We start from the raw sequence: 21,883 nt of genomic DNA, 5'->3' as shown, positions 1-21,883 counted from the left end.
CGGTCGGTGCTCTCAAGGCTGACCGAGGCGCTCGAGAGCCATCCGGAAGGGCCTGTCCGAAACCTGGATGAAGCCGAGATAGGGGTGGTCCATGTCGATGATCAGGACCAGCGCACCGGTGATCGACAGCGCACAGACGAGAAAGACGGCGACGACCGTGGCGTTGCCCGGCGCGAGAAGGCCGAACGATCCGAAAAGCAGTGCCAGCCACAGGATCAGGAAGGCGAGGAAGGCGCCTGGAAAGCCGCCGACCTCGGTTTCCGCGCTCTGCCAGCGCGCCTCCGCCATCTGTCCGGTGAGCTGGAGCGCCCGTGACTGAAGCCAGCGCTGGGCGTCGGTCCTTGGCGTCAGGCCGCGCAGCAGGTCCTGGATCGGCTCGACATCGAGAATTTGGTCCGGCGAGCCCGCGTTGCGGCCATCCTCGCTCCCCCGGTTCAACCGTGTCTCGACGATCCGGCGAAGCGGCGCCCGCGCCTCGCTCGCTTCCGGTCCGTAATGCGCCAGGACACGGTCGAGCAGCAGCACGCGCGCCGCGGCGGCTCGCGTCTCGACCCCGGCTTCGTCGAAGGACCTTTTGGCGGAGGCGATCAGCAGGCCGAGCGCAAGCGCCGACAGCGTTCCGACGACGGCGGTGGCGAGTTTGATCGCGTCCCGGGATTCCGGACTCAAATGGTGGTCCGGCAACCGCGATCGAAGGAACATGCCGGCCAGCGCCGTGCCGAACACGCACAGGAATGCGATGCCGCCGATTGCGAAAGGGCTCATGGCCGATGCCCGTGATTTCGTGCCCCGCAAGGCCGTTTCGTGGATGCGGCCAAAAGGATAGCGTAGCGTCAGGTCGCTTGCCGAGCGGAAATTTACGGTCGAGGTGCCCCGCCTGGCGAAGCGTCGTCGTCGTTCGTCAGTAGCGCGCCGTCATCTCCGACCGCAGGGCCTCTTCCGTCACGAGGTTGGCTCCGCCGAGCCAGACGGACTCGATCGTTCCTCCGGCGCCGCGCGCCAGCCGCGCCGGCTCGCCGGGGCTGCTGAATCCCGATGCCCTGACGATCCGGCCCTGGTCGGGCCCTTCGATCGCGATCTCGCTCGACTCGAAGAACGGGTCGAACTGCGCCGGGTTCGCGATCGTCACCTTGTCGGCGAAGGGGACGAGGTCGTTGGCGCGCCAGATCGTCCACCAGCGGCCGCTCCAGTCACGCGTCGCTGTCGAAGGCGCTCCGTCCTGGGAAAAGCGCTTCAGGATGTGGAGGACGCCGTCGAGCCAGGGATGGGCGAGGCCGTCTATGGCATTTGTCAGGACCGAGACCGTTAGATCCTGCTTCGGCAGGACGGCGGTGCGGGTGAGGAAGCCCTGGAAGCCGCCGGAATGGCCGAACCAGGACCAGTCGCCTTCGCCGCCGGAGATGGTGCCGAGCCCGTAATGGCGGCCGAGCGCGCTGTCCTCGTCGGCCCAGAGGCGGCGGGTCATCTCGCGGCGGCTCAGCGGCGACAGGATGCTGTTCTGAGCCTTCGGCGAGAGCTGCGCAAAAAAACGCGCGGTGTCGGCAGCTGTGGCGACGAAGCCGGCGGCCGAGATCATCGCATCGCAGGGATTGTCGCCGGGGAGGACGACGCGGCGATCGAGCGGTAGCTTCGGGCTGTGGCCGCTGGCCATCGGGCCCGACCAGAGCGTGATGTCGGGCTTCGTCTCGGCGAGACCGACCTTGGCGACGACCTCGTCGGCGATCCAGTCGGCATAGCTCCGCCCCGTCGCCGCCTCGATGACGAGGCCGAGCAGGCCATAGCCGTAGTTGGAATATTTGAAGCGCTGAGAGGCGGGCAGGATCGGGGGCTTCGCCAACTCCGCTACGATCTGCGCCCGGTCCGGATTGGGCCTGCGGTCGATGAAGTATCCGGCGTCCGTGCCGTCGCGGACGAGGCCTGCGCTGTGCGACAGCACCTGCGCGATGGTGACGGCAGCCGCGTCGGGATGCAGACCGGGTACGAAGCTCCCGACCGTATCGTCGAGCCGCAAGGCGCCCGCCTCGACGAGCCGCAGGATGCCGGCGGAGGTGAAGGTCTTCGAATGCGACGCGATGCGGAAGCCGTGGCGCGGCGTCAGCCTCTCGCCCGTCGCGAGGTCGGCGGTGCCGAAGGCGGCCTCCAGCACAATCTCCGGGCCTTCCGCGATCGCGATGGCGCAGCCTGGCTGGTCGTGGTGGCGGCGCTGGAATTCGAGCCAGTCGGAGACATAGGCGAGGGCGGCAGGCAGCCAGGGCGTCATGGGGTCTCCGTCGGGCGCAAGCAGGTGGTCGCACTATCGCATATCGCCGCGACGCCAGCTGTAAAAGCCGTCATTGCGAGCGCAGCGAAGCAATCCAGAGGTCTTGCGCAATCCTCTGGATTGCTTCGCTTCGCTCGCAATGACGAAGCGGCTATCGCCCTGGAGATGAGCCTTCCGGCTTGCCCTCCCGGTCCCGCCATGGCATCCGTCCGGCCAATCTGAAAGGACCGCACCCGTGGACAAGACCGAACTCGCCAAGCTCGAAGGCTATCTGCGCCGCACCTTCGCCAACCATGGCATCAGCGTGCGCGCCCGCATGAAGAAGAACGATTCGGCAGAGGTCTATCTCGCCGACGAGTTCATCGGCATCATCCATGTCGATGACGAGGACGGCGACCGCTCGTTCAATTTCACCATGGCGATCTTGGACGTCGATCTCGAAGACTGAGCCGCAGGCTCGGAAGGCGCTACTCCGGAGGCCGTCTGACCCGGCCTTCTGCGCTTCCGGTGCTCACGGACGAAAAGTCCGCTCCGCTCCGGTTCTCGAAGGCCATGCGAGCCGACTCACCGGAGCGCACCTCCGAGCCCGCTACGACCGGAATGAGCTCAGCGGATCATGCCGTCGACGGTCCGGCGGACGCCGCCCAGCATCAACTCCCAGTCGGCGATGATCGTGCGCGGAAAGCGGATGTTCACGTCGACGCCGCGATGCTTGAAGGTGACGCGGCAGAGTTCGTCCAGTGCCGCCGTGCCGCTATCGAGAGGGCAGCGCGCCGCGAAACCGCGCCCGTCGGGCACCGAGACGTAGAGTTCGTCGCCCTCATAGGGCGAGCCCTTGCGGAAGCCGCGCACGACGAGGCCGCCGGGGTTCGACCAGACGGTCGGGGTCAGAAAGCGGGCATAGACCGAAAGCTGCGTCGCCGGTTCGTTGACCTTGTCGGGCGGGCTGAGCGTGACCAGCAAGGTGTTGCGTGAATGGCCCTGCGCCGGGCCGAAATTCGGCCAGGCCAGTCGCAGCCGCACCATGCCGACCAGCCGGCTGCTGTCGTCCTGCTCCGAGCCGGTGAGGTTGCGCGGAACCATCAGGACCGTGTCGGCGATCCTGGCGGGTTGAACCTGCGTCGCTTCGTCGTCGTCGGGCCGGCTGGCGAAAAGGGCTGCGCCCGTTGCCACCGCGCCGGCGAAGAGGATCGCTGCTGCGGTCTTCAGCAGCGCCGCATCGGCGCGCGGCAAGGGCGGCGGCGGCCGCTTCAGCCGGGTACGGATCATCGTCGCCAGATTGGCGGAATGCTGGGCGTGCGAGAGCGATGCGGTCACGGCCTTGGCCTCGGCTTCTGGACCGCTCCAGTGAAGCAGACGGCCCTTAACGGCTCGTAAACCATGTCGTATCGCGACCGACCCGAGAGGGTTAACCATCGCTAACGAGTTTCCTTCACAATTCGTAAACCATGCGGCAGGGTCGGGAACATTGTCGCCTGGAGTTCGCGTCGTGACGATCGACCCTGCCGCCGCCGAGGCGCTGAAATCGCTGGCGATAGGCTTCGCCTTCGCCGGCCTGCTGGCGAGCACCTTCGAGATGTTCAGCTCGAAGCGGGCCGATTTCCGGCTGCTGCAGGGCGGCGGGCTCGGCGCCGTCGCGAGCGTGCCTGTGGTGGTGTTCAGCGCGCCCTTCCTGATTTTGCGCAACACCGTGCGCGGCCGCCGCATCGAGGGGCGTCCGTTCGTCTTCGTCATGCTGGCGAGCATGATCGCGGGCCTGTGGAGCATGGCGTCGGGCCGGGTCGTGCTCGATCTTTTCCACATGCTCGCCGGCGCTTGACGGGGCGGGCCGCGCGCCTGCAATCCTGACCGCGGCTCCCGCAGAAGGATATTTGCCCCATGCCGCTCTATTCGCTCCAGGGCGTCGCGCCCGAAACCCCGCCCGACGGCGCATGGTGGCTCGCTCCCGACGCCCATCTCATCGGCAAGGTCCGGATCGCCGCTGGCGTCGGGATCTGGTTCGGTGCGGTCTTGCGCGGCGACAACGAATGGATCGAGATCGGCGAACGCAGCAATATCCAGGAGGGCTGCGTGCTGCACACCGATATGGGCCATCCGCTCAGCGTCGGCATCGGTTGCACGATCGGCCATCGCGCGATCCTGCATGGCTGCACGATCGGCGACAACAGCCTCGTCGGCATGGGGGCCACGGTCTTGAATGGTGCGAAGATCGGGCGCAACTGCCTAGTCGGCGCCAATGCGCTCGTCACCGAGGGCAAGGAATTTCCAGATAATTCGCTGATCGTCGGCTCGCCGGCCCGGGCGGTGCGGACGATCGACGACAAGGGCGTTGCCGGGATCGCCGGCAGCGCGCAGGGCTATGTCGACCGCTGGAAACTCTTCGCCGCCGAGATGAAGCGGCTCGACTGATTCATCTGCAAAAAGAAGCGGGCCGGCTTCCCGGGGAGAGAAGCCGGCCCTGTGGCGAACCCGGCCTGGGGACGGGTGGGGTGGGAACGTGACCGAGGATCGCCGTCTCTTGCCGCAGCCCGGCGAGGGCTGCGGGTTGTTCTCGTGTCAGCGCACCGAGGCGACGGTCGATGTCGCCAGGCCGCCGAGCGAGGTCCAGCCGGTGCGTGTCTGCGACTCGCGCTTGACGTAGACGTATCCGGTCTGGTTCCAGGGCAGGATCGCGTTGCGCTTGTTGTCGAGGATGAAGTCGCCGCGATCGGTGCGGACCATCAGCACGGCGTGGCCGGCATTGTCCTCGTCGATCACCACGGTCATCAGCAGGGCGCGCCGCGACACGCCGGCCTCGACCAGACGCTTGCGCTTGAGCAAAGCGAAATCCTCGCAGTCGCCCTTGCCATCCTCGGGCAGATCCCAGCGGTCGACGACGCCCCAGTGATCCTGATCGGTGACGGCTTCGATCTCGCGGTTGATCCTGGTGTTGAGCGCCAGCAGCGTCTTCCAGAGCCTGGGCGTCATCTCGACGCTGTCGGTTTCCTGGGTATCGACGCGGCATTCGCTCGGGCTGCGCTTGCAGTAGTCGCTCCAGGCGTAGGGCGCTCGCGCATCGCCGGATGCCGCGATCGGCAGGCTGGCGACGGGGATGCCCGCCGATTGCTGGGCCTGTGCAGCGGATGCCATGGCGGCCAGTGCCACGGCCAGCAACGGGCCCATGATATTGCGATAGTCGAAAAGCATCTCGTCCCCTTTCCTGTCCCTGGGGGCGACGATGCGAGGCGCGGATGGATTTCACTTGAAACGAATACAAGCAATTTTATGCAATTGCGCGATATCGGCTAGGTCGAGATCTTAGGCTCAACCGCGGGCGAATGCGGTCTTAACAAATGCGTGCTCTGGATTTACGGGTGCTTAACCAAGAGGGGGCAGGTGCCGGCGTCAGCAACGGCGCTCCTCCCCACAGCCCTCATCCTGAGGAGCCGCGGAACGCGGCGTCTCGAAGGATGCTCCAGATGGTTCGGGAGCCTCCTGGAGCATCCTTCGAGACGCGCTCCTGCGGAGCGCTCGTCAGGATGAGGGCTGTTGGGGGCTATCGCGACTTGAGGGCCAAGCGCTCAGCGCCGGCCGGTGCTCAGAGTTCCAGGTTCTCGTCGAGGATGTCGGCCGAGAGCGGGAAGCGGAACTCGGCGGCGAAGCCGCCGTCGAAGCGGCGCACCACCCTGGCCGTCGTCGAGCCGACGCGGACCGGAGTGCCGATCTGGAAGTCGACATCGCTCGAAAAGGCGACGCCCGAGAGCGATATGTCGATCAGGCGCACGACATGTTCGCTGCCGTCGTCCATCGACAGGATTGCGCGGGGATTGCGCGGCACGATACGCTCGTGGCGGCGATCCTCGGGCAGGCCGAGTTCTTCGCGATTGGCGAGCCAGGTCAGCTGGGCGGTGAACTTCTCACGCTTGCGGCTCGTCGCGGTGATGGTCATCGCGAAGCCTTCCATCGTCGTGCGGACGGCGGTGCCCTCGATGCGGCCGAGATGTTCGAGATAGACGATGACGCGGTCGCCCGGCGCGGCTTTGGCCGGGGCGGCGATATGCAGCCCGCCGGGCGAGATGTCGAGCGACTGGCAGGGATATTCCATGCGGTTGGGCAGCATGTAGCGTCCGAGCAGGACGACCTTCATGCGATGATGCCGCCTGCGCTCGACAGGACGAATGGCCGTGGGGGGCGTTTGCAGCGCGCTCAACATGGGATCAGCCTGATTGCAAGCCGATCTTAACCTTGCGCTGGTTAACGCAAGATTAGATTTCAGCTTCTACCGCCCGGCAATACCATGAATTTCGGCGGGGCGGAGCGGGGCACCGGCTGCGGTGCACGGGTCGGGGCCGTAGTAGGCCAGAGCATCCGCAGGGATATCATCCGCATCGAATCGAGCGTGTCGAGCCCGAGCCATTCCGGGGTGATCGCAGGAGAGAGCGCTCCCAGCACGCGGGCATGGGTGCGGCCGCGATAGCGCAGCGGCAGGAGCAGCAGTTCGAGATAGACCGGCGCGCCGTCACGGGTTTCGGCGGAGAGGCCGGCAACGGCGCCGGCGGTCTCGTCCATGACGGTCTGGACGAGGCGGCGCATGTCGCCCTGGGCCTCGACCTCCTGCCACAGCCCGGCGAAGGGCCGGCCGCGCAATTCATGGCCCATCAGGGCGCAAAGACGCGTGCCGGCAAGGCGGAACACCGGTCCGATCTGTTCATTTTCGAGCACGAACGTGTCGGCGAGCGCATGGCGCAAGGCGCCGGGCTCGATCTCGCCGCGTTCGGGCGCCGCGCGCTCGCCGCGCAGCGCGTTCCAGTACTCGTATACCAGACGGGTGCTCGTGTTCTTCATTCCGGCGTCCATGTCTGCCTGCGTTCGCTTTCGGCACGGGAACTGTGCCGCCTTGGCGCATTTCCGTTCGACGGAGAGCGCTTTTCGCCATCCTCGACGGGCCGACGCAGAGAGCATGCCGTCTTGCCACGCGACCTCGGCGGGCGGCACAGGCAGGGTCCAGTTAAGGTTAACGATACCTTACGATTGTGGATAACCGCTTAAAATTTAAGTCAAAATTTCAGGATCGTCGCCAGACGCGCCACGCGTTGCCGGGCGCCCATAGCGGCAGTCCGGCTTGCCTCCGGCTGCGGCTTCGGCAAGGTTGTCGGCCATGTCTGAGAATCCTGCCGATCCCTCCGCGCCATCGGGCCGCGAGCCGATCGTGAACCTTCCCGCCGTCGTCACCTGGCTGATCGCGCTGCTGGCGCTGATCCAGGGAGGCCGTATGCTGTTGTCGGCCTATGACGACTATCTGCTGATGGCCTGGCTGGCCTTCGTTCCGGCGCGCATGAGCCTGTGGCTCGATCCCGAGCGCGCCCAGGAGATGCTGAACGGGCTGGCGCAGTCATTGCCTGTGCAGGATCTCGCCGACCGCCTGCAACTGGTGCGGCTGATGCTGGCCGATAGCGGGCCGCGGCTGTGGACGCTGCTGACCTATGGGCTGCTGCATGGTTCGTGGCTGCATCTGGTCTCCAACGTGGTGTGGCTCGCCGCCTTCGGCAGCCCGGTCGCACGCCGGCTGGGGCCCGCCCGCTTTCTCAACCTGATGGGATTGGCCACGATCGGCGGGGCGCTTCTGCACTGGTGGTCGCGCGATCTCGACGTTCTGCCGCTGGTGGGCGCATCGGCGGCCGTGTCGGGAGCTACGGCTGCCGCGATCCGCTTCGTCTTCGCACCGGGCCTTCGCTTCGGCGAACTCGGCGACGACACCGTGGTCAAGGCGATCCCGGCGGAGCGGCTGGGTCAGCTCTGGCGCAATTCGCGGGCGCTGCTGTTCATCGTGATCTGGTTCGTCACCAACATCCTGTTCGGTGCCGGGCTGGTGCCCATTCTGGGCGAGGAGACCAGCATCGCCTGGGAGGCGCATATCGGCGGCTTCCTCGTCGGGCTGCTGCTGTTCCCGCTCCTCGACAAAGGTGCCGTCCGCCGCTGACGCCACCTGGCCGCGCCGTGAGGGCAAGCCTTGCCTGCGCCACGCTCTTCCCGCACACTCCCGTTCGAGCAGAGGACTCGGCACGGCCTTTCGGGCGATCTCATCCGTTTGTTCCGCGCCGGAGTTCAGCCGAACTTGCGTGCCGGACAACGGCGCCGCCACAGGAGGATGAGGCCATGAATGTCGCGCAGCTTCTCGGAGACAAGGGCCATGAGGTCGTATCGGTGCAGCCGCATCGCACGCTGGGCGAGGTCGTGCGCACCCTAAGCGAGCGGCGTATCGGCGCGGTGGTGGTAACGGGCGCCGACGGCGCTTTGGTCGGCATCCTGTCGGAGCGCGACATCATCCGGGCATTGGGCGAGATGGGCGCCGCAGCGTTGGAAAGCCCGGTCTCGCGCACCATGACGGCCAAGGTGGTGACCTGCCGGGCGCAGACGAGCATCGACGAACTGATGGAAATCATGACCTCGGGCCGGTTCCGCCACGTGCCGGTGGTCGAGGACGGCCGCGTCGCCGGGATCGTCTCGATCGGCGACGTCGTCAAGTATCGCGTCGCCGCGATCGAGGCCGAGAGCCGGGCGATGCGCGATTACATCGCAATGGCCTGAGAGCCGATCCCGAAACGCTACTGCGACGGCCGTCTGACGCGGCATTCTGCGCTTCCGGTGCTCACGGAGAGAAGTCCGCTCCGCTCCGGTTCTCGAAAGCCACGCCAGCCGACTCGTCGCAGCGCGTTTCGAGACCGCCTCTGAACACGGGCATGGCTCCTGGCTTAGCTCAGCCCGTCGCGATCGTGCTTCCGGAAATCGCCGCCTCGATCTCATCGAGCGAGCGCCGCGTCGCATTACGGCCGATCTCCATCGCCTCCTCGGCCCGGTGAAAATCGAACAGACCGATGCGGGCGAGTTTCGGGCCGATCATCACATCAGGCGGGTCGCCGGCGAGCCGCGAGCGCGAAATCCGGTCCTGGGTAATGTTGAAGGCGTCGATCATGACGCCGGCAAGGCCGGGCCTTTCGTTGCCCTGCCGGCCGACGAGGCCGCGGACCCGGCGAGCCGCGCCGGTGATGCCGCCCAGCCAGCGCGATGTCGGGCGCACGTCGAGTTCGGGCACAAGCTCGGGTTCGCGTTCTGCCGGATGGTTCTGGATGATGGTGCCGCGGCCGGCGAGTTCACCATTGAGGTTGACGCAGATGACGACGTCGGCGCCGAGCGCGCGCGCCGCCGTGACCGGGACCGGGTTGACCAGCGCGCCGTCCATCAGCCAGCGCCCGCCGAGCTTGACCGGGTCGAACACGCCCGGCAGCGCATAGGAGGCGCTCAGGGCGTCGACCAGCAGGCCATGGGTCAGCCAGATCTCGTGGCCGGTGCCGAGTTCGGTGGAGATCGCGACGAAACGCTGGTCGAGCGATTCGATCCGGAGATCGGCGAGGTCGCGCTGGAGCAGACGCTTCAGCCGTCCGCCGGCGATCAGTCCGGCGCCGCCGATATGGAAATCCATCAGCCCGACGACGCGGCGCTTGGTCAGCGAGCCGGCGAATTCGGCGAGTTGCGGCAGCTTGCCGGCACAGTAGCAGCCGCCGACCACGGCGCCGATCGAAGTTCCGGCGATGACGTCGGGGGCAAAGCCTGCTTCGAGCAAGACTTCGAGCACGCCGATATGGGCCCAGCCGCGAGCCGCCCCGCCGCCAAGCGCCAGTCCGATCTTGGGCCGGCGATCATGTCGCAACGGCTCCCGGGTGCTCATGTCGTTCATCGAGGCTCCGTCGTTCCGCCGTCAAACCCGCGCCGATCTGGCGCCGCCCCTGCGACGCGGCTGCATCATGAACCGGCCGCGTTGCAGGAGGCTTAAGAGCTCCCGCGAGGCGTCGTCCGTCAGCGGACGCTGCGCGACGGTATTGACGCGCTATCGAAGGCTTTTGACGCAACGATGAAAGCCGCGCGAAAGCATGACCGTTCGGCAATCAGGCAAAGGCAAGCTCCTGCCCGGCCTCGTCGCGCAGCGGCTTGACGCGGTAGAAACAGGAGCGGCGACGGGTGTGGCAGCAGCCGCCATCGCCGGCGACCTTCACCTTGAGCCAGACCGCATCCTGATCGCAATCGACCCGCATCTCGACGATCGTCTGGATCTGCCCAGAGGTCGCGCCCTTGTGCCAGAGTTCGGAGCGCGAACGCGACCAGTACCAGGCCTCGCCGGTCTCGATGCTGCGCTGCAGGCTTTCGGCGTTCATGTGGGCGACCATCAGCACCTCTCCGGTCGCGGCGTCGGTCGCCACGCAGGTGACGAGGCCGGCTGCGTCGAAGCGGGGGGTTAGGACGGTGCCCTCCTCGAGCGCGGTCTTGTCGGGGGCGGTGGGAAAGGGCGCCATGGAGACTCCGGAATGGGATTTCGCTTCGGCAGCCTATAGCGCCTGATCATTTCGATCGGAAACACGTCGTCATCCTGGCCGGAGCGAAGCGGAGTGGCGGGATCCATCGCAGGGCACGGCGATGCTTTACGATGGATCCCGGATCTGCGCGGCTTTCGCCGCTTGTCCGGAATGACGGCGGTGTTTGCATTAGGCCAAACCGCGCTAAAGCCCCGGCGACTTGACCATCGTGAAGAAACGGACCTGTTCGGCCGGGTCGCGAAACAGGCCGGTATATTGCGTGGTCATGGTCGCGGAACCGCTTTTGTGCACGCCGCGCATCGACATGCACATATGCTCCGCCTCGACCAGCACGGCGACACCGCGGGGCTTCAGCACCCTGTCGATGACCTGGGCGATCTGCGCCGTCATCGCCTCCTGGGTCTGCAGGCGGCGGGCATAGACATCGACGATGCGGGCGAGCTTCGACAGGCCGACGACGCCCTTCGACGGATAGTAGCCGATATGGGCCTTGCCGACGAACGGCACCATGTGGTGCTCGCAGTGCGAATAGAAGGGAATGTCGCGGACCAGGACCATGTCCTGATAGCCCTCGACCTCCTCGAAGACGCGGTCGAGAATGTCGTCGGGGTTCTCGTGATAGCCCTTGTAGAATTCCTTGTAGGCCTTCGCGACCCGGCGCGGCGTGTCGGTCAGGCCTTCGCGGGAGGGATCGTCGCCGGCCCAGAGGATGAGCGTGCGCACGGCTTCCTCGGCCTCGGCCTGCGTCGGCTGCTTGATCAGAAACTTGTCTGCAGAGGGGCTGAGCGCCCGCTCGACGGACAAGGACTTAACCACAGGGCTCATGTGGTGCCTCCCGTTACGATGACGTGTCCTACACTGCCGACCTAGTGCCGGACCAGTCCGCTGGGAAGGTGCGACGATGTTCCCGATGCACGCGGCAGCTATGCGCGCACATCTCCCGCCAGCGATCGATCCACCCTATATTGCGTGGACGCGCCGGTCACTCCAGACCCCGGCCCAGGATTCCGCCATGCTGAGCGACGTCTACAACAAGCGCATCCTCGAACTTGCGGCGAATATCCCCCTGCTCGAACGCCTCGACGCGCCCGATGCGACCGCCAAGGCTCATTCGAAACTCTGCGGCTCGACGGTGACAGTCGATGTCAGCATGGAGGGAGACGTCGTGACCGGCTTTGGGCATGATGTGAAGGCCTGCGCGCTCGGACAGGCCTCGTCCTCGATCATGGCGCGCCACGTCATCGGTGCGACGGCCGACGAACTTCGGACCGTCCGTGAGCAGGCGCGCGCCATCCTGAAGGAGAATGCCGAGCCGCCCGAGGGCAAATGGAGCGATCTCGCCGTGCTCGTGCCGGTCCGCGACTACAAGGCCCGCCATGCCTCGACGATGCTGACCTTCGACGCGGTGGTCGATGCGGTCGGGCAGATCGAGCGTAGTAGAGTTGTGGAGCCGTCGCAGGCAGTCTCGTCCGATCGAGCTTGAGGGCACGACTATCAGGGGCCCTCAATCGAGCAACGCCATGGTGTCGGGCCGTGCGACCGGCCGCATCGTTCCAGACCGATCGACATAGCTGTTGTCCCAAGGGTTCAGAACCGGCACGCCTGCTTCGACGAACTCGCTGATGTCCCGGCTGACGACGATCAGGTCGTTTGCCTCGGCACTCGCGGCGATGAGAACATCGGGCTGGGAAAACGTGTGTCCACGCTTTCGGCCGTGCTCGATGAGCCTTCGCCAAAGCACCAGGACATCCTCCGAAACGTCAACGACGCGTCCGCCGAATTGTGGCCTCAACTCTTCATCGAGCCAGCGGAACAGGCCGGCGCATCGCTCTGCGTCGCCAAGCCGCTCAATGCCGTAGCGGATTTCGGCGAAGGTTACCGCGCTGACGTGAAGCACCCGGCCGGGCAACCCGCCGACAAACGTCAGAACGCCGGGATGCGGACGCGGCTTGCGCAGGTCGGACAGGATGTTGGTGTCGAGCAGGAAGCCCTTCACAAGGCGACGTCACGCATGGGGCTGCGTTCGCCGTCTCGTTCGAGATCGATGTCGCCGAGAAAGGGCGCTGCCGCCATGGTGGCGATCAAGCTGGCACCGTCGGGCTCGGGCTGCCGAGCAGGAGGCGAGGCGACCAGCCGTTCGTAATCGCCGACATCCAGCACGATGACGGTGTCGCGACCATGGACCGTCACGCGCTGAGGGCCGGTCTCCAGCGCGCGGCGCATGAGGTCGTCGAACTTCGTCCTGGCATCTGCCAGAGGCCAGCGATCGATCAGGCTTTGATCAGGCTTCATGTGCGGCACGATGACCCGTAACCGGAGGCGTGTTTCCGTCAGTATAGCAGTTCCGGGCCGACTGCGCGATGTCGAGACGCGCGGGTATCTGCCCAGCGCTTCGTTCCGTTATCGCGCGGCCAGCCCAAAAGCCTTCCGCATCTCGGGCCTCGTCTCGTCGAAACGGGAGCGGAAGGCGCGCTCAGTCAGCAGAGCCTTTGCGATGGCGCGGCCGGCCTTGTCGCCTGCCACCAGATCCGAGGGAAAATGGAAGCCGCAGACGAGGCGGCTCTCGTCGTAGTCCTTCACCCGAGCCTCGAATTTCGCGGCGAGTTCGGGCACGGCGTCTGAAAGCAGCGTGGCATAGAGCGCCGCCGTCGCGGCATGGGCCGAGGGGAACGAGGTGCCCTCGGGCCGTCCGCCGGGGCAGGGCTTGATCCTGACCTTGGCCCACATCGAGAAGGGGCGGGTGCGGTTGGTCAGCCGGCGCACGCCGAGCAGGATGATGCTGCTCTCGACCTGCGCCTCGCGGAAGAGCAGGCGCATCTCGCGATGCGTCGCATCGACATAAGCGTGGTCGATGCCGTCGAGGAAGCGCGTCAAGGTCTGGTACTGGTCGGCGATGGCAGCCTTTTCGCGCTCTGGCGTGCGCGTCGAGGACATCTGGAAAACCGTGTCGAACTCGGCCTTGGCTTCGGGCGAGTTCTGCACGGGCGGCAGGCCGATGATGTTGACGATGTCGACCTTGCCGGGCTCCAGCCAGAGCAGATTGGTGCGCTGCTGCGCCACCACCGGAGTCCCGACGAGCAGCGCGCCGGCTATAGACAAACCGGCCGCCATGCGGCGGATGGGGGAAAGGCGCGGAACGCGGAACGGCATGACAAATCCCGAATCGGATGATGAGCGCGATGACATGGCATCGAATCACGCCTTGTCACGTCTTTTTGCTAACGCACCAGGACTTTCCAAAACGCCAACGAGCCTTTCCAGAATACCAAGACGAGCGGCGCATTGGGCGATCCGCGGCTACCAGCTCAGCCTGTCGATGCTGGTCGGCCGGCAGTGCCGACACTGGCCGACATGCTCCTCCTATACCGATGAAGCGATCCAGCGCTTCGGCCTGTGGCGCGGCGGATGGATGGGTTTTGCGCGAATCTGCCGCTGCAATCCGCTCGGCACCAGCGGGATCGATCTGGTCTGCGAAGAATTGCCCGCGCAAGCCGCGTGGTATAGGCCGTGGTCCTATGGCCGCTGGCATGGCGTGAACGCGCCGCCCGATCGGGACAGCCCGGCCTTCGATTCCGACGCGCAACCGGCTGCGGGCGACGGAAGCCGTATCCCGCATCCGTAGCCGGCCTTGTCTTACGGGGTTCGTATCCCCGAGTGAGCAGGATTATGACGATGACGATCTCCCTGACATTTCCCGATGGAGCGCAGCGCGAATTTCCCTCCGGCATCACCGGCAAGGCGATTGCCGGCGGCATTTCCCCATCCCTGCTGAAGCGCACCGTGGCGATGGCCCTCGACGGCGTCGTCGTCGATCTCGGCGACCCGATCGACCGGGATTCGAAGATCGAGTTCCTGACGCGCGACGATCCGCGCTCGCTCGAACTGATCCGGCACGACTGCGCCCATGTTCTCGCGGAGGCGGTGCAGGCGCTCTATCCCGGCACGCAGGTGACGATCGGTCCGGTGATCGAGGGCGGCTTCTTCTACGATTTCGCGCGCAACGAGCCCTTCTCGCCCGACGATTTCGCGCCGATCGAGGCGAAGATGCGCGAGATCATCGCCAAGGATGCCCCCTTCACCAAGGAAGAGTGGAGCCGCGACAAGGCCAAGGAATTCTTCGCCGCCAAGGGCGAGGCCTACAAGGTCGAGCTGGTCGATGCGATTCCCGAAGACCAGACGCTGAAGATGTATGCGCAGGGCGACTGGATCGATTTGTGCCGTGGGCCGCATATGACATCGGTCGGCAAGGTCGGCACCGCCTTCAAGCTGATGAAGGTCGCCGGCGCCTATTGGCGCGGCAACAGCGACAACGCCATGCTGACACGCATCTACGGCACCGCCTTCGCCAAGCAGGAGCAGCTCGACGCGCATCTGACGCAGATCGAGGAGGCCGAGAAGCGCGACCATCGCAAGCTCGGCCGCGAAATGAACCTGTTCCACTTTCAGGAGGAGGGCCCGGGCGTCGTGTTCTGGCACTCCAAGGGCTGGCGGCTGTTCCAGGAGATCCTGACCTATATGCGGCGCCGGCTGGCCGCCGATTACGAGGAGGTCAACGCGCCGCAGATCCTCGACAAGTCGCTCTGGGAGACCTCGGGACACTGGGGCTGGTACCAGGACAACATGTTTGCGGTGAAATCTGCGAGCGCCTTCGAGAATCCCAACGATGCGACGAAAGACCAGAAGGTCTTCGCGCTGAAGCCGATGAACTGCCCCGGGCATGTGCAGATATTCAAGCACGGGCTGAAGAGCTATCGCGATCTGCCGATCCGGCTTGCGGAATTCGGCGCGGTGCACCGCTACGAGCCGTCGGGCGCGCTGCATGGGCTGATGCGGGTGCGCGGCTTCACGCAGGACGATGCGCACATCTTCTGCGCGGAAGAGCATCTCGCGGCCGAGTGCCTGAAGATCAACGAGCTGATCCTGTCGGTCTATGCCGATTTCGGATTCACCGAGGACCTCGTCATCAAGCTCTCGACACGGCCAGACAAGCGCGTCGGCACCGATGCGATGTGGGACCATGCAGAGGACGTGATGAACCGCGTCCTGATCGAGATCGCCACGCAGTCGGGCAACCGGATCAAGACCGAGATCAATCCGGGCGAGGGCGCCTTCTACGGGCCGAAGTTCGAGTATGTCCTGCGCGACGCCATCGGCCGCGACTGGCAATGCGGCACGACGCAGGTCGATTTCAACCTGCCGGAGCGCTTCGGGGCCTTCTATATCGGCTCGGACGGCGAGAAGAAGACGCCGAGCATGGTCCACCGCGCGATCTGCGGCTCGCTGGAGCGCTTCACCGGCATCCTGATCGAGAATTTCGCCGGGCATTTCCCGCTCTGGCTGGCGCCCGAGCAGATTTTGGTCTGCCCGATCACGTCGGAGGCCGATGCCTATGCGGAGCAGGTCACGATCGCCTGCATGAATGCGGGCCTCAGGGCGCGCGCCGATCTTCGCAACGAGAAGATCAGCTACAAGGTCCGCGAGCATTCGCTGGCCAAGGTTCCGGTCATCCTGGCCGTCGGCAAGCGCGAGGCGGAGGAGCGGACCGTCACCGTGCGGCGGCTCGGCAGTCAGGCGCAGACGGTGATGTCGCTCGACGCCATGCTGGAGGCGCTGACCGACGAGGCGATGCCGCCGGATCTGAAGCGGCTGAAGGCGGAGCGGGCGGCGGCGTAGGAAACCCCGCCGTCATTCCGGGGCGGCCCGCAGGGCCGAGCCCGGAACCCATACGCTCAGGTCGGGCGTAGATGAGCGCCAAACGGTTGTGCCTCGACAGGAAAGACCGGTGCGTATGGGTTCGGGGCTCTTCGCTGGCGCGAAGCCCCGGAATGACGGCGTTCCGATCGCTCTCGCCAAGTCCCATTCACTCATGCCAGATTGCCCACAATGCTGACAGGATCCTACCGCAAGCGGCTCGAAGCCGATCTCACCCGCTGGGTCGGGGAGGGGCTCGTCAGTTCCGACAGCGCGGCCGCCATCCGCCGTTCGCTCGGCAAGGGGGGCGGTTTCCGGCTGCCGGCCCTGCTTGGCATGTTCGGCGGCCTGCTGATCGCCTCCAGCGTCGCCGCCTTCGTGGCGGCGAACTGGGAGGAGATGCCGCGGCTGATGAAGCTCGGCATGATCCTGGTCAGCATCATCGTCGCGCTCGCCATCGCCGCGCGGCTGGAGGCGAAAGGCTCCGGGATGGGCTCGGATGCGGCTGCGACCTGCGGCACGCTGATCTTCGCGGCCGGCGTCGCGCTGGTCGGACAGATGTATCATCTGCCGACCGATTGGCCGGGCGGGGCGCTGCTGATCGCGCTGGGAGCCCTGGCGACGGCGATCCTGTTGCGATCGGACGGAGCGCTGATCATCGCCTTCGTGGCACTGACGAGCTGGAGCGTCGGGCGCTGGCTGGAGCAGAAAGGCGCGCCGCATCTGCCTTTCTTCCTGCTGTTCGTCCCCGCCTTCTGGCTGGCGCTCGGCCGGCGCGGCCGCTTCGTCCACCATGTCGCGGTTCTGGCGCTCGCCTGCTGGCTCGGGCTCGTGCCGGGCGACTGGATCAATGGCCGCTTCGACTACGGCATCGTCGCCTATGGCATCGCCGTCTCGGTCGTGTTCGTCGCTATCGGGGCGCTGGCACTGGATCGCGGCTTGCCCGCGCTGCTCACGGCCTTTTTGCCCTGGGGCCTGCTGGGGCTGCTGATCGGGGTCGATATCGAGCTCATCCGCATTCTCGACGACCGCGAGTCGCTGGCCGGGAGCGCGACGCTTGCGACCTATCTCGGCTATGGCTTCGCCGTGCCGGCCGTCGCGGCGGTGGCCGCTCTCGCGCGTGACAGGCGCTTTGCCTGGCCGCTGGCGGCGGCGGCGCTGCTGGCCCTCGTCATTCCCGTGGTGTTCTGGAGCGGCGGCGTGGTGCGGCTACCCGGCAAGGTCGCGGTCGCAAGCCTGATCCTGCTGATCGCGGTCGGGCTCGTAGTGGCAGGCGCTGCCGGCGGCATCAGGCGGCTGACGCTGGCGGGCTCCGGCCTGTTCGGCATCGCCATCCTGATCCTGCTCTGGCAGACGATCGGAACGCTGCTCGATCAATCGCTGTTCTTCCTCGCTGCCGGCGCGGCGCTGCTGGCTCTGGCAAGCGGGGCGCGGCGGCTGGTGGCACGGTTCTCCAGAGCCCCGGCGGAGGCGGCCTGATGCGCGTCCTCTCGCTCGATACCGTGACCCTGCGCTTACCCGTGCTCTGGCGTGCGCTGCTTGCCATGCTCGTTCTGTGCGGCGCCATCGGCGCTCTGGTCGAGAGCCGCGCCAGTATCCTGCGCTCGGGCACCGAGGTCAGGCTGAAGACGGCGCCGATCGACCCGCGCGACCTGTTCAGGGGCGACTATGTCGTCTTGAGCTACGATATCAGCGTGGTCGATGCCGCAGCCTCGGCGAGCGACCGTCCGTTCCAGCGCGGCGAGCCGGTTCATGTCCGCCTCGCCCCCAATGCCGAGGGGTTCGCGCAGGTGGTGGGTGTGTCGCGGGAGCGACCGGCCGCGTCCTCTTCCGAAGTCGTGATGGCGGGCCATGTTCGCGTACCGGGGACCTGTCTGCGCGACAACAGGGACAAGGCCGATTGCACGCGCGGCAGCACCGGTCTTCGCATCGCCTATGGGATCGAGAGTTACTTCGTGCCGGAAGGGACCGGACTCGCGATCGAGATGACGGATCGCAGCCGGATCGAGGTCGTGGCTGCCGTTGCCGCATCCGGCGAGGCCGCCATCAAGCGCCTGCTGATCGACGGCAAGCTGGTCCATGCCGAGCCGCCTTACTGAGCAGAACGCCTTTCCGGCTTGCCCTGGCTCAGCCGCCTCACACGGCGCACGCAGTCGTGATCGGCCGGTGGGCTGACGGCGAAGCCCAATCCGCTATATGAATGCCAGATGAACGGACGCAGCAGCGAGCGTTCATCTGGCATGCCGGCGGCGAGCCCCCGCATCGCCGTCGTGATCAAGGCGCCGTCGTCAAGGAAAGGGAGCTGACCGTGTCGCAGATGTCGTCATTTGCACGCTTCCTTGCTTTCGGCGCCGGACCCGGTGACGGCGGCGCGAACGCCAAGCCTGCGCGCGATGCGCGGATCGACGTTATCCGCGGCCTTGCCCTGCTGGTGATCTTCATCAACCACATGCCGGGCAACGTGCTGGCTCAATGGATGCCGCATAATTTCGGCTTTTCCGACGCCGCCGATGCCTTCGTGCTGCTTGCCGGAATCTCCGCCACGCTCGCCTATGGCACGCTGATCGAGCGACGCGGGTTCAGGCACGGCATTCTGAAGCTCGGCGCAAGGCTGTGGACGCTCTACATCGCCCATATCGCGGTCTTCCTGATCGTCTGCGGCGTCGTCGCGACGGCGGTGACGCAGACGCAGAATCCGCTCTACATCGAGGCGATCAACATCCAGCCCTTCTTCAACGATACCCTATCGGCGCTGGTCGATGCGCTGGCGCTGGTCTACCAGCCCTATTACCTCGATATCCTGCCGCTCTACATCGTGCTGCTGGCCTCGTTCCCGCTGATCTATCTCGGGGCGCGGCTGAGCCCGGCGCTGACGCTTATCGCCTCGATCGCGCTCTGGCAGGGCGCTGTCCATCTCGGCGTGAACCTGCCGAATACGGGCGCGGGCGGGTGGTTCTTCAATCCCTTCGCGTGGCAACTGGTGTTCACGATCGGCGTGCTGATCGGGCGCGCGGGCCAACTCGGGATCGCCGCGCCGCGCCTGCGGCTGGTCGATACCGCTGCAATCGGCTTCCTGCTGTTCTCGCTGATCGTGAAGACCTCGTCGGGAAACCCGTTCGGGATCGCCGCGCTCGACGACTGGATCGATACGATCCAGCTCGGCACCGACAAGACGAACCTCGCCTGGGTGCGGGTGCTGCATGTGCTGGCGCTGGCGTGGCTGGTGATCCGTTTCGTTCCGGCAGGCTCTGCCATCGCCAGGTCGATCGTGGGTCGTCATCTTGCCGTGATCGGCCGCCATTCGCTCGAAGTGTTCTGCGCCGGGGTCGTTTTGTCGATCACGGGGCAGATCGTCCTGGCCGAGACCGGCTTCGCGCTGGGGGTACAGTTGCTCGTTTGCCTAGCTGGCGTTATCATGCTCGCAGGCTTGGGGATTTTCCTGTCGTGGCACCAATCGGTCAGGCATCGCAGCGCGCCTGGAGCGTCGTCCCCAGCGTCCGCTTCAGCTTTGGCGCAGTCCTGATATCGCTGGGTCTGGCGGGTGCGGCCCAGGCTGGGCCGATGACGCTCAATGGCATGACCGATCTACGCTGCCGCTTCGGCGCGCAGCATCAACCCTTCCAGCCGATCCTGCCGGCTGCCAAAAAGGCGCTGCAGGAGACCGGCACGCTGACTGTCGTCGCCCTGGGCTCGTCGACCACGGCCGGTTCCGGCGACGGCACTAATAACAACAGCTACCCTGCGATCCTCGAGTCTGAGCTGAAGCGGCGCCTGCCGGAGACGACGGTCAAGGTCGTCAACAAGGGCATCGGCGGGCAGTCGGCCTATGACATGATGCTGCGCATCGAGGCCGACGTCATCGAGGAAAAGCCCGCGATCGTGATCTGGCAGACCGTGGTCAACGATGCGATCCGCGATGTCGGCGAGGACAAGCTCGCCAAGATCCTGCGCAAGGGCATCAGGAAGGTGCACGACGCCGGCATCGACATGGTGCTGATGGATCTGCAATGGCTGCCGCGCGAAAATCGCTATCCGCGCTATGACGGCTACCGCGCCGTGCTGGGCAAGGTCGCGGATGAACACGGCGTCTCGGTTTTTCCGCGCTACGCGATGATGAAAAACTGGGCCAGATCGAAAGAGTTCACGTCCGAGGAACTCGTCGGCATGGACGGGCTCCACATGGTCGATGCGGCCCATCGCTGCCTGGCGATCCGGATCGCGGACGGGATCGTCAGTACGCTGACCCGCGCCAAGCCGGACCTGGCCGGAAGCGCCAAGCCGACGAACTGAGCGACTGCGCGCCCGGAAAGCCCCTTCGGTGCCCCCTCAGCGCCAACCTTCGCGACGCCTGTGGCGCTCTCCAGAGCCTGACCCGAAATTCAGTGTGTCCTTATATCGTCGACGGCAATACGCTGTCATTCCGGACAAGCCGCTTTAGCGGCGCCGATCCGGAATCCATGCCGGAACGCTGGTCTTGAGAGGGTCAGGCATGGATTCCGGGTCTCCGCTGCGCTGCGCCCGGAATGACAGCCCGTCAATGTCAAACAGGATCCCGTTGAAATTACTCAGCTTATTTCGGGCCGGACTCTAAGGATGAGGGCAGGGGTGCGGCGCTGCTCAGAGTACCCGCGCAGCGTCCTACTTCGCCAGCACCTCTATGTCGCGGTCGAGCCCGGTCTCGACCTTGAAGTCGCGCGAGAAGACCTGGCCTTCCTGCCGGGCGATCATGACGTAGTCGCCCTCGGCCAGGATGACCTGCGGGAAGGCGCCGATCGCTTCGCGGATGACGTCGCCGCCGGGCGTCAGCACGCTGAAGGCGGTGCCGGCGAAGGCCTCGCCGCCGGGCGCGGCGACGAGCTTCAGGGTGACGCGCGCGGCGCGGTGATGCAGCGTCGCGTCGGTGACCTTGCCGGACTCGACCTTGACGTCGGCGCGCTGGATCGCGTTGGAATCGCCATAGGTCGAGACGACATGGTAGACCCCCTCGGGCAGGCGCACGAGTTCGCCGGCCTTGGCGTTGCCGACCACGAGCCGGCCTTCCGAGTTGCCCTGCAGCGGCACGAAGACCGAGAAATTGAGCAGGGACGGGGCGATCGGCATGTCGCCGATCGAACCCGCCAGCGACAACCCTCCGGCGCTGATCGGGATCTGGTCGCGCAGGCCCTGCGGGCCGAGCGTGACGCGCTTGGTGCCGCTGGCGAAGCCGTAGGCGGCGTGCAGCAGATAGGTGCCCGGCTCGAGAAAGAAGACCGGCGTCGCATCGTTCGAGCGCGCGATAATGCGCGGGGGCGAGCCGTCCGCCGTCTCGGACAGGACGCGCCAGACGAGACCGGAGCGGATCGGCTTGCGATCGGCGGAGAATTGGGCTGAGAGCGCCAGCGATGCCGTGCCGACCGCAGGCGTCGTCGCCACCGGGACGCCGGGCGTCTGAGCTGGAGTCTGGGTCTGGGCGCCGACGGGAGCAGCTACCGACAGGGCGAGCGCCGCGATCAGGGTGCCGGTCATGACCGCCCGTGCGAACCGTGCCGATGCGAAATCGTCGAATTGAAACATGCTCACGGCCCTTGGCGCCCCTGCATCGCCG

The 21,883-nt window shown here is 66.1% G+C and carries 26 protein-coding genes; 12 read left to right on the top strand and 14 right to left on the bottom strand.

Translation table 11 applies throughout. The annotated features are described in order from the left end of the window. Positions 1-12: 12 nt before the first annotated feature. Together AXW83_RS09145 and AXW83_RS09140 are read right to left on the bottom strand one after the other, a co-directional pair. Entirely contained in the window at positions 13-765 is a 753-nt protein-coding gene (locus AXW83_RS09145) for a bestrophin-like domain (RefSeq protein ID WP_066612514.1), read from the bottom strand. A 136-nt stretch (positions 766-901) separates the two neighbouring features. Beyond that, positions 902-2,260 carry a serine hydrolase domain-containing protein gene (locus tag AXW83_RS09140; RefSeq protein ID WP_066612512.1) on the bottom strand — a complete coding sequence of 453 codons (1,359 nt, stop codon included), beginning with the start codon at positions 2,258-2,260 and terminating at the stop codon, positions 902-904. Between the two features lie 235 nt (positions 2,261-2,495). Between AXW83_RS09140 and AXW83_RS09135 the strand changes: the two genes are divergently transcribed. Continuing rightward, positions 2,496-2,708 carry a DUF3126 family protein gene (locus AXW83_RS09135; RefSeq protein ID WP_066612510.1) on the top strand — a complete coding sequence of 71 codons (213 nt, stop codon included), beginning with the start codon at positions 2,496-2,498 and terminating at the stop codon, positions 2,706-2,708. A 158-nt stretch (positions 2,709-2,866) separates the two neighbouring features. On the opposite strand, the gene AXW83_RS09130 is transcribed toward AXW83_RS09135, so the two are convergent. Next, complete coding sequence (locus AXW83_RS09130; RefSeq protein ID WP_066612508.1) at positions 2,867-3,577, bottom strand: hypothetical protein; 711 nt, start codon at positions 3,575-3,577, stop codon at positions 2,867-2,869. A gap of 172 nt (positions 3,578-3,749) precedes the next feature. On the opposite strand from AXW83_RS09130, the gene AXW83_RS09125 reads away from it, so the two are divergent. Beyond that, positions 3,750-4,079: a DUF6949 family protein gene (locus tag AXW83_RS09125; protein ID WP_066612506.1), complete on the top strand. Its 330-nt coding sequence runs from the start codon at positions 3,750-3,752 to the stop codon at positions 4,077-4,079. Positions 4,080-4,138: 59 nt separating this feature from the next. After that, complete coding sequence (locus AXW83_RS09120; RefSeq protein WP_066612504.1) at positions 4,139-4,669, top strand: gamma carbonic anhydrase family protein; 531 nt, start codon at positions 4,139-4,141, stop codon at positions 4,667-4,669. A 147-nt stretch (positions 4,670-4,816) separates the two neighbouring features. Here the strand turns inward: AXW83_RS09120 and AXW83_RS09115 are convergent, their stop codons facing one another. From AXW83_RS09115 to AXW83_RS09105, 3 genes are all read right to left on the bottom strand, one after another. After that, positions 4,817-5,446 (bottom strand): transglutaminase-like cysteine peptidase, encoded by a 630-nt coding sequence (locus tag AXW83_RS09115; protein ID WP_066612499.1) that lies wholly within the window; start codon positions 5,444-5,446, stop codon positions 4,817-4,819. A 391-nt stretch (positions 5,447-5,837) separates the two neighbouring features. Beyond that, entirely contained in the window at positions 5,838-6,386 is a 549-nt protein-coding gene (locus tag AXW83_RS09110) for a PilZ domain-containing protein (protein ID WP_442855230.1), read from the bottom strand. 125 nt (positions 6,387-6,511) lie between these two features. Further along, a complete protein-coding gene (locus tag AXW83_RS09105; protein WP_066620187.1) occupies positions 6,512-7,084 on the bottom strand; it encodes a PAS domain-containing protein in 573 nt (190 codons plus the stop codon). Positions 7,085-7,397: 313 nt separating this feature from the next. On the opposite strand from AXW83_RS09105, the gene AXW83_RS09100 reads away from it, so the two are divergent. Next, on the top strand, positions 7,398-8,219 hold the full coding sequence (locus AXW83_RS09100) for a rhomboid family intramembrane serine protease (RefSeq protein WP_066612492.1): 822 nt from the start codon (positions 7,398-7,400) through the stop codon (positions 8,217-8,219). Between the two features lie 176 nt (positions 8,220-8,395). Continuing rightward, positions 8,396-8,827 carry a CBS domain-containing protein gene (locus tag AXW83_RS09095; RefSeq protein WP_066612491.1) on the top strand — a complete coding sequence of 144 codons (432 nt, stop codon included), beginning with the start codon at positions 8,396-8,398 and terminating at the stop codon, positions 8,825-8,827. Between the two features lie 169 nt (positions 8,828-8,996). On the opposite strand, the gene AXW83_RS09090 is transcribed toward AXW83_RS09095, so the two are convergent. The 3 genes from AXW83_RS09090 to folE form a co-directional block, all read right to left on the bottom strand. Then, positions 8,997-9,974, bottom strand: coding sequence for a patatin-like phospholipase family protein (locus AXW83_RS09090; protein ID WP_066612488.1), 978 nt, complete (start codon positions 9,972-9,974; stop codon positions 8,997-8,999). Positions 9,975-10,182: 208 nt separating this feature from the next. After that, a complete protein-coding gene (hisI, locus tag AXW83_RS09085) occupies positions 10,183-10,587 on the bottom strand; it encodes a phosphoribosyl-AMP cyclohydrolase (RefSeq protein WP_066612486.1) in 405 nt (134 codons plus the stop codon). A gap of 204 nt (positions 10,588-10,791) precedes the next feature. Continuing rightward, positions 10,792-11,433 carry a GTP cyclohydrolase I FolE gene (folE, locus tag AXW83_RS09080; protein WP_066612484.1) on the bottom strand — a complete coding sequence of 214 codons (642 nt, stop codon included), beginning with the start codon at positions 11,431-11,433 and terminating at the stop codon, positions 10,792-10,794. Between the two features lie 187 nt (positions 11,434-11,620). Here folE and AXW83_RS09075 point away from each other — a divergent pair, with 187 nt between their 5' ends. Then, the gene (locus tag AXW83_RS09075; protein ID WP_066612483.1) at positions 11,621-12,091 is read left to right on the top strand and encodes an iron-sulfur cluster assembly scaffold protein; all 471 of its coding nucleotides are present in this window, start codon (positions 11,621-11,623) and stop codon (positions 12,089-12,091) included. A gap of 21 nt (positions 12,092-12,112) precedes the next feature. On the opposite strand, the gene AXW83_RS09070 is transcribed toward AXW83_RS09075, so the two are convergent. The 3 genes from AXW83_RS09070 to AXW83_RS09060 form a co-directional block, all read right to left on the bottom strand. Next, on the bottom strand, positions 12,113-12,604 hold the full coding sequence (locus AXW83_RS09070) for a type II toxin-antitoxin system VapC family toxin (RefSeq protein ID WP_066612481.1): 492 nt from the start codon (positions 12,602-12,604) through the stop codon (positions 12,113-12,115). Continuing rightward, complete coding sequence (locus AXW83_RS09065) at positions 12,601-12,900, bottom strand: type II toxin-antitoxin system Phd/YefM family antitoxin (protein ID WP_066612476.1); 300 nt, start codon at positions 12,898-12,900, stop codon at positions 12,601-12,603. Before AXW83_RS09065 ends, AXW83_RS09070 begins: the two co-directional genes overlap by 4 nt. A 108-nt stretch (positions 12,901-13,008) precedes the next feature. Then, positions 13,009-13,758 carry a phosphatase PAP2 family protein gene (locus AXW83_RS09060; protein ID WP_066612475.1) on the bottom strand — a complete coding sequence of 250 codons (750 nt, stop codon included), beginning with the start codon at positions 13,756-13,758 and terminating at the stop codon, positions 13,009-13,011. 166 nt (positions 13,759-13,924) lie between these two features. On the opposite strand from AXW83_RS09060, the gene yidD reads away from it, so the two are divergent. The 4 genes from yidD to AXW83_RS09040 all read left to right on the top strand — a co-directional run bounded on the left by yidD (position 13,925) and on the right by AXW83_RS09040 (position 18,398). Continuing rightward, positions 13,925-14,230 carry a membrane protein insertion efficiency factor YidD gene (gene yidD / locus AXW83_RS09055; protein WP_236841937.1) on the top strand — a complete coding sequence of 102 codons (306 nt, stop codon included), beginning with the start codon at positions 13,925-13,927 and terminating at the stop codon, positions 14,228-14,230. Between the two features lie 50 nt (positions 14,231-14,280). Continuing rightward, entirely contained in the window at positions 14,281-16,281 is a 2,001-nt protein-coding gene (thrS, locus tag AXW83_RS09050) for a threonine--tRNA ligase (RefSeq protein ID WP_236841866.1), read from the top strand. A 210-nt stretch (positions 16,282-16,491) separates the two neighbouring features. Continuing rightward, complete coding sequence (locus AXW83_RS09045) at positions 16,492-17,778, top strand: DUF2157 domain-containing protein (RefSeq protein WP_066612473.1); 1,287 nt, start codon at positions 16,492-16,494, stop codon at positions 17,776-17,778. Further along, positions 17,778-18,398, top strand: a complete 621-nt coding sequence (locus AXW83_RS09040) for a GDYXXLXY domain-containing protein (protein ID WP_066612472.1) — start codon at positions 17,778-17,780, stop codon at positions 18,396-18,398. Before AXW83_RS09045 ends, AXW83_RS09040 begins: the two co-directional genes overlap by 1 nt. On the opposite strand, the gene AXW83_RS27495 is transcribed toward AXW83_RS09040, so the two are convergent. Further along, a complete protein-coding gene (locus tag AXW83_RS27495) occupies positions 18,392-18,577 on the bottom strand; it encodes a hypothetical protein (RefSeq protein ID WP_168166075.1) in 186 nt (61 codons plus the stop codon). The two genes, AXW83_RS09040 and AXW83_RS27495, sit on opposite strands and share 7 nt — an antisense overlap. Before the next feature lie 39 nt (positions 18,578-18,616). Between AXW83_RS27495 and AXW83_RS09035 the strand changes: the two genes are divergently transcribed. Next, positions 18,617-19,822 (top strand): OpgC family protein, encoded by a 1,206-nt coding sequence (locus AXW83_RS09035; RefSeq protein WP_236841936.1) that lies wholly within the window; start codon positions 18,617-18,619, stop codon positions 19,820-19,822. A gap of 53 nt (positions 19,823-19,875) precedes the next feature. After that, the gene (locus AXW83_RS09030; protein WP_168166073.1) at positions 19,876-20,589 is read left to right on the top strand and encodes an SGNH/GDSL hydrolase family protein; all 714 of its coding nucleotides are present in this window, start codon (positions 19,876-19,878) and stop codon (positions 20,587-20,589) included. Between the two features lie 348 nt (positions 20,590-20,937). Here the strand turns inward: AXW83_RS09030 and AXW83_RS09025 are convergent, their stop codons facing one another. Continuing rightward, positions 20,938-21,804, bottom strand: a complete 867-nt coding sequence (locus AXW83_RS09025) for a hypothetical protein (RefSeq protein WP_066620169.1) — start codon at positions 21,802-21,804, stop codon at positions 20,938-20,940. Between the last annotated feature and the right edge of the window lie 79 nt (positions 21,805-21,883).

Origin of the sequence: Bosea sp. PAMC 26642, assembly GCF_001562255.1 — a bacterium.
GTDB lineage: Bacteria > Pseudomonadota > Alphaproteobacteria > Rhizobiales > Beijerinckiaceae > Allobosea.
This window is presented reverse-complemented; position numbering and strand designations above follow the sequence as displayed.

Coding starts and splice junctions, on each gene's coding strand:
- AXW83_RS09145 (WP_066612514.1), bottom strand. CDS start 765: ATGAGCCCTTTCGCAATCGGCGGCATCGCATTCCTGTGCGTGTTCGGC.
- AXW83_RS09140 (WP_066612512.1), bottom strand. CDS start 2,260: ATGACGCCCTGGCTGCCTGCCGCCCTCGCCTATGTCTCCGACTGGCTC.
- AXW83_RS09120 (WP_066612504.1), top strand. CDS start 4,139: ATGCCGCTCTATTCGCTCCAGGGCGTCGCGCCCGAAACCCCGCCCGAC.
- AXW83_RS09115 (WP_066612499.1), bottom strand. CDS start 5,446: ATGCTTTTCGACTATCGCAATATCATGGGCCCGTTGCTGGCCGTGGCA.
- AXW83_RS09110 (WP_442855230.1), bottom strand. CDS start 6,386: ATGAAGGTCGTCCTGCTCGGACGCTACATGCTGCCCAACCGCATGGAA.
- AXW83_RS09105 (WP_066620187.1), bottom strand. CDS start 7,084: ATGAAGAACACGAGCACCCGTCTGGTATACGAGTACTGGAACGCGCTG.
- AXW83_RS09100 (WP_066612492.1), top strand. CDS start 7,398: ATGTCTGAGAATCCTGCCGATCCCTCCGCGCCATCGGGCCGCGAGCCG.
- AXW83_RS09095 (WP_066612491.1), top strand. CDS start 8,396: ATGAATGTCGCGCAGCTTCTCGGAGACAAGGGCCATGAGGTCGTATCG.
- AXW83_RS09090 (WP_066612488.1), bottom strand. CDS start 9,974: ATGAACGACATGAGCACCCGGGAGCCGTTGCGACATGATCGCCGGCCC.
- hisI (WP_066612486.1), bottom strand. CDS start 10,587: ATGGCGCCCTTTCCCACCGCCCCCGACAAGACCGCGCTCGAGGAGGGC.
- folE (WP_066612484.1), bottom strand. CDS start 11,433: ATGAGCCCTGTGGTTAAGTCCTTGTCCGTCGAGCGGGCGCTCAGCCCC.
- AXW83_RS09075 (WP_066612483.1), top strand. CDS start 11,621: ATGCTGAGCGACGTCTACAACAAGCGCATCCTCGAACTTGCGGCGAAT.
- AXW83_RS09065 (WP_066612476.1), bottom strand. CDS start 12,900: ATGAAGCCTGATCAAAGCCTGATCGATCGCTGGCCTCTGGCAGATGCC.
- AXW83_RS09060 (WP_066612475.1), bottom strand. CDS start 13,758: ATGCCGTTCCGCGTTCCGCGCCTTTCCCCCATCCGCCGCATGGCGGCC.
- yidD (WP_236841937.1), top strand. CDS start 13,925: ATGCTGGTCGGCCGGCAGTGCCGACACTGGCCGACATGCTCCTCCTAT.
- thrS (WP_236841866.1), top strand. CDS start 14,281: ATGACGATCTCCCTGACATTTCCCGATGGAGCGCAGCGCGAATTTCCC.
- AXW83_RS09045 (WP_066612473.1), top strand. CDS start 16,492: ATGCTGACAGGATCCTACCGCAAGCGGCTCGAAGCCGATCTCACCCGC.
- AXW83_RS09040 (WP_066612472.1), top strand. CDS start 17,778: ATGCGCGTCCTCTCGCTCGATACCGTGACCCTGCGCTTACCCGTGCTC.
- AXW83_RS09035 (WP_236841936.1), top strand. CDS start 18,617: ATGTCGTCATTTGCACGCTTCCTTGCTTTCGGCGCCGGACCCGGTGAC.
- AXW83_RS09030 (WP_168166073.1), top strand. CDS start 19,876: ATGACCGATCTACGCTGCCGCTTCGGCGCGCAGCATCAACCCTTCCAG.
- AXW83_RS09025 (WP_066620169.1), bottom strand. CDS start 21,804: ATGACCGGCACCCTGATCGCGGCGCTCGCCCTGTCGGTAGCTGCTCCC.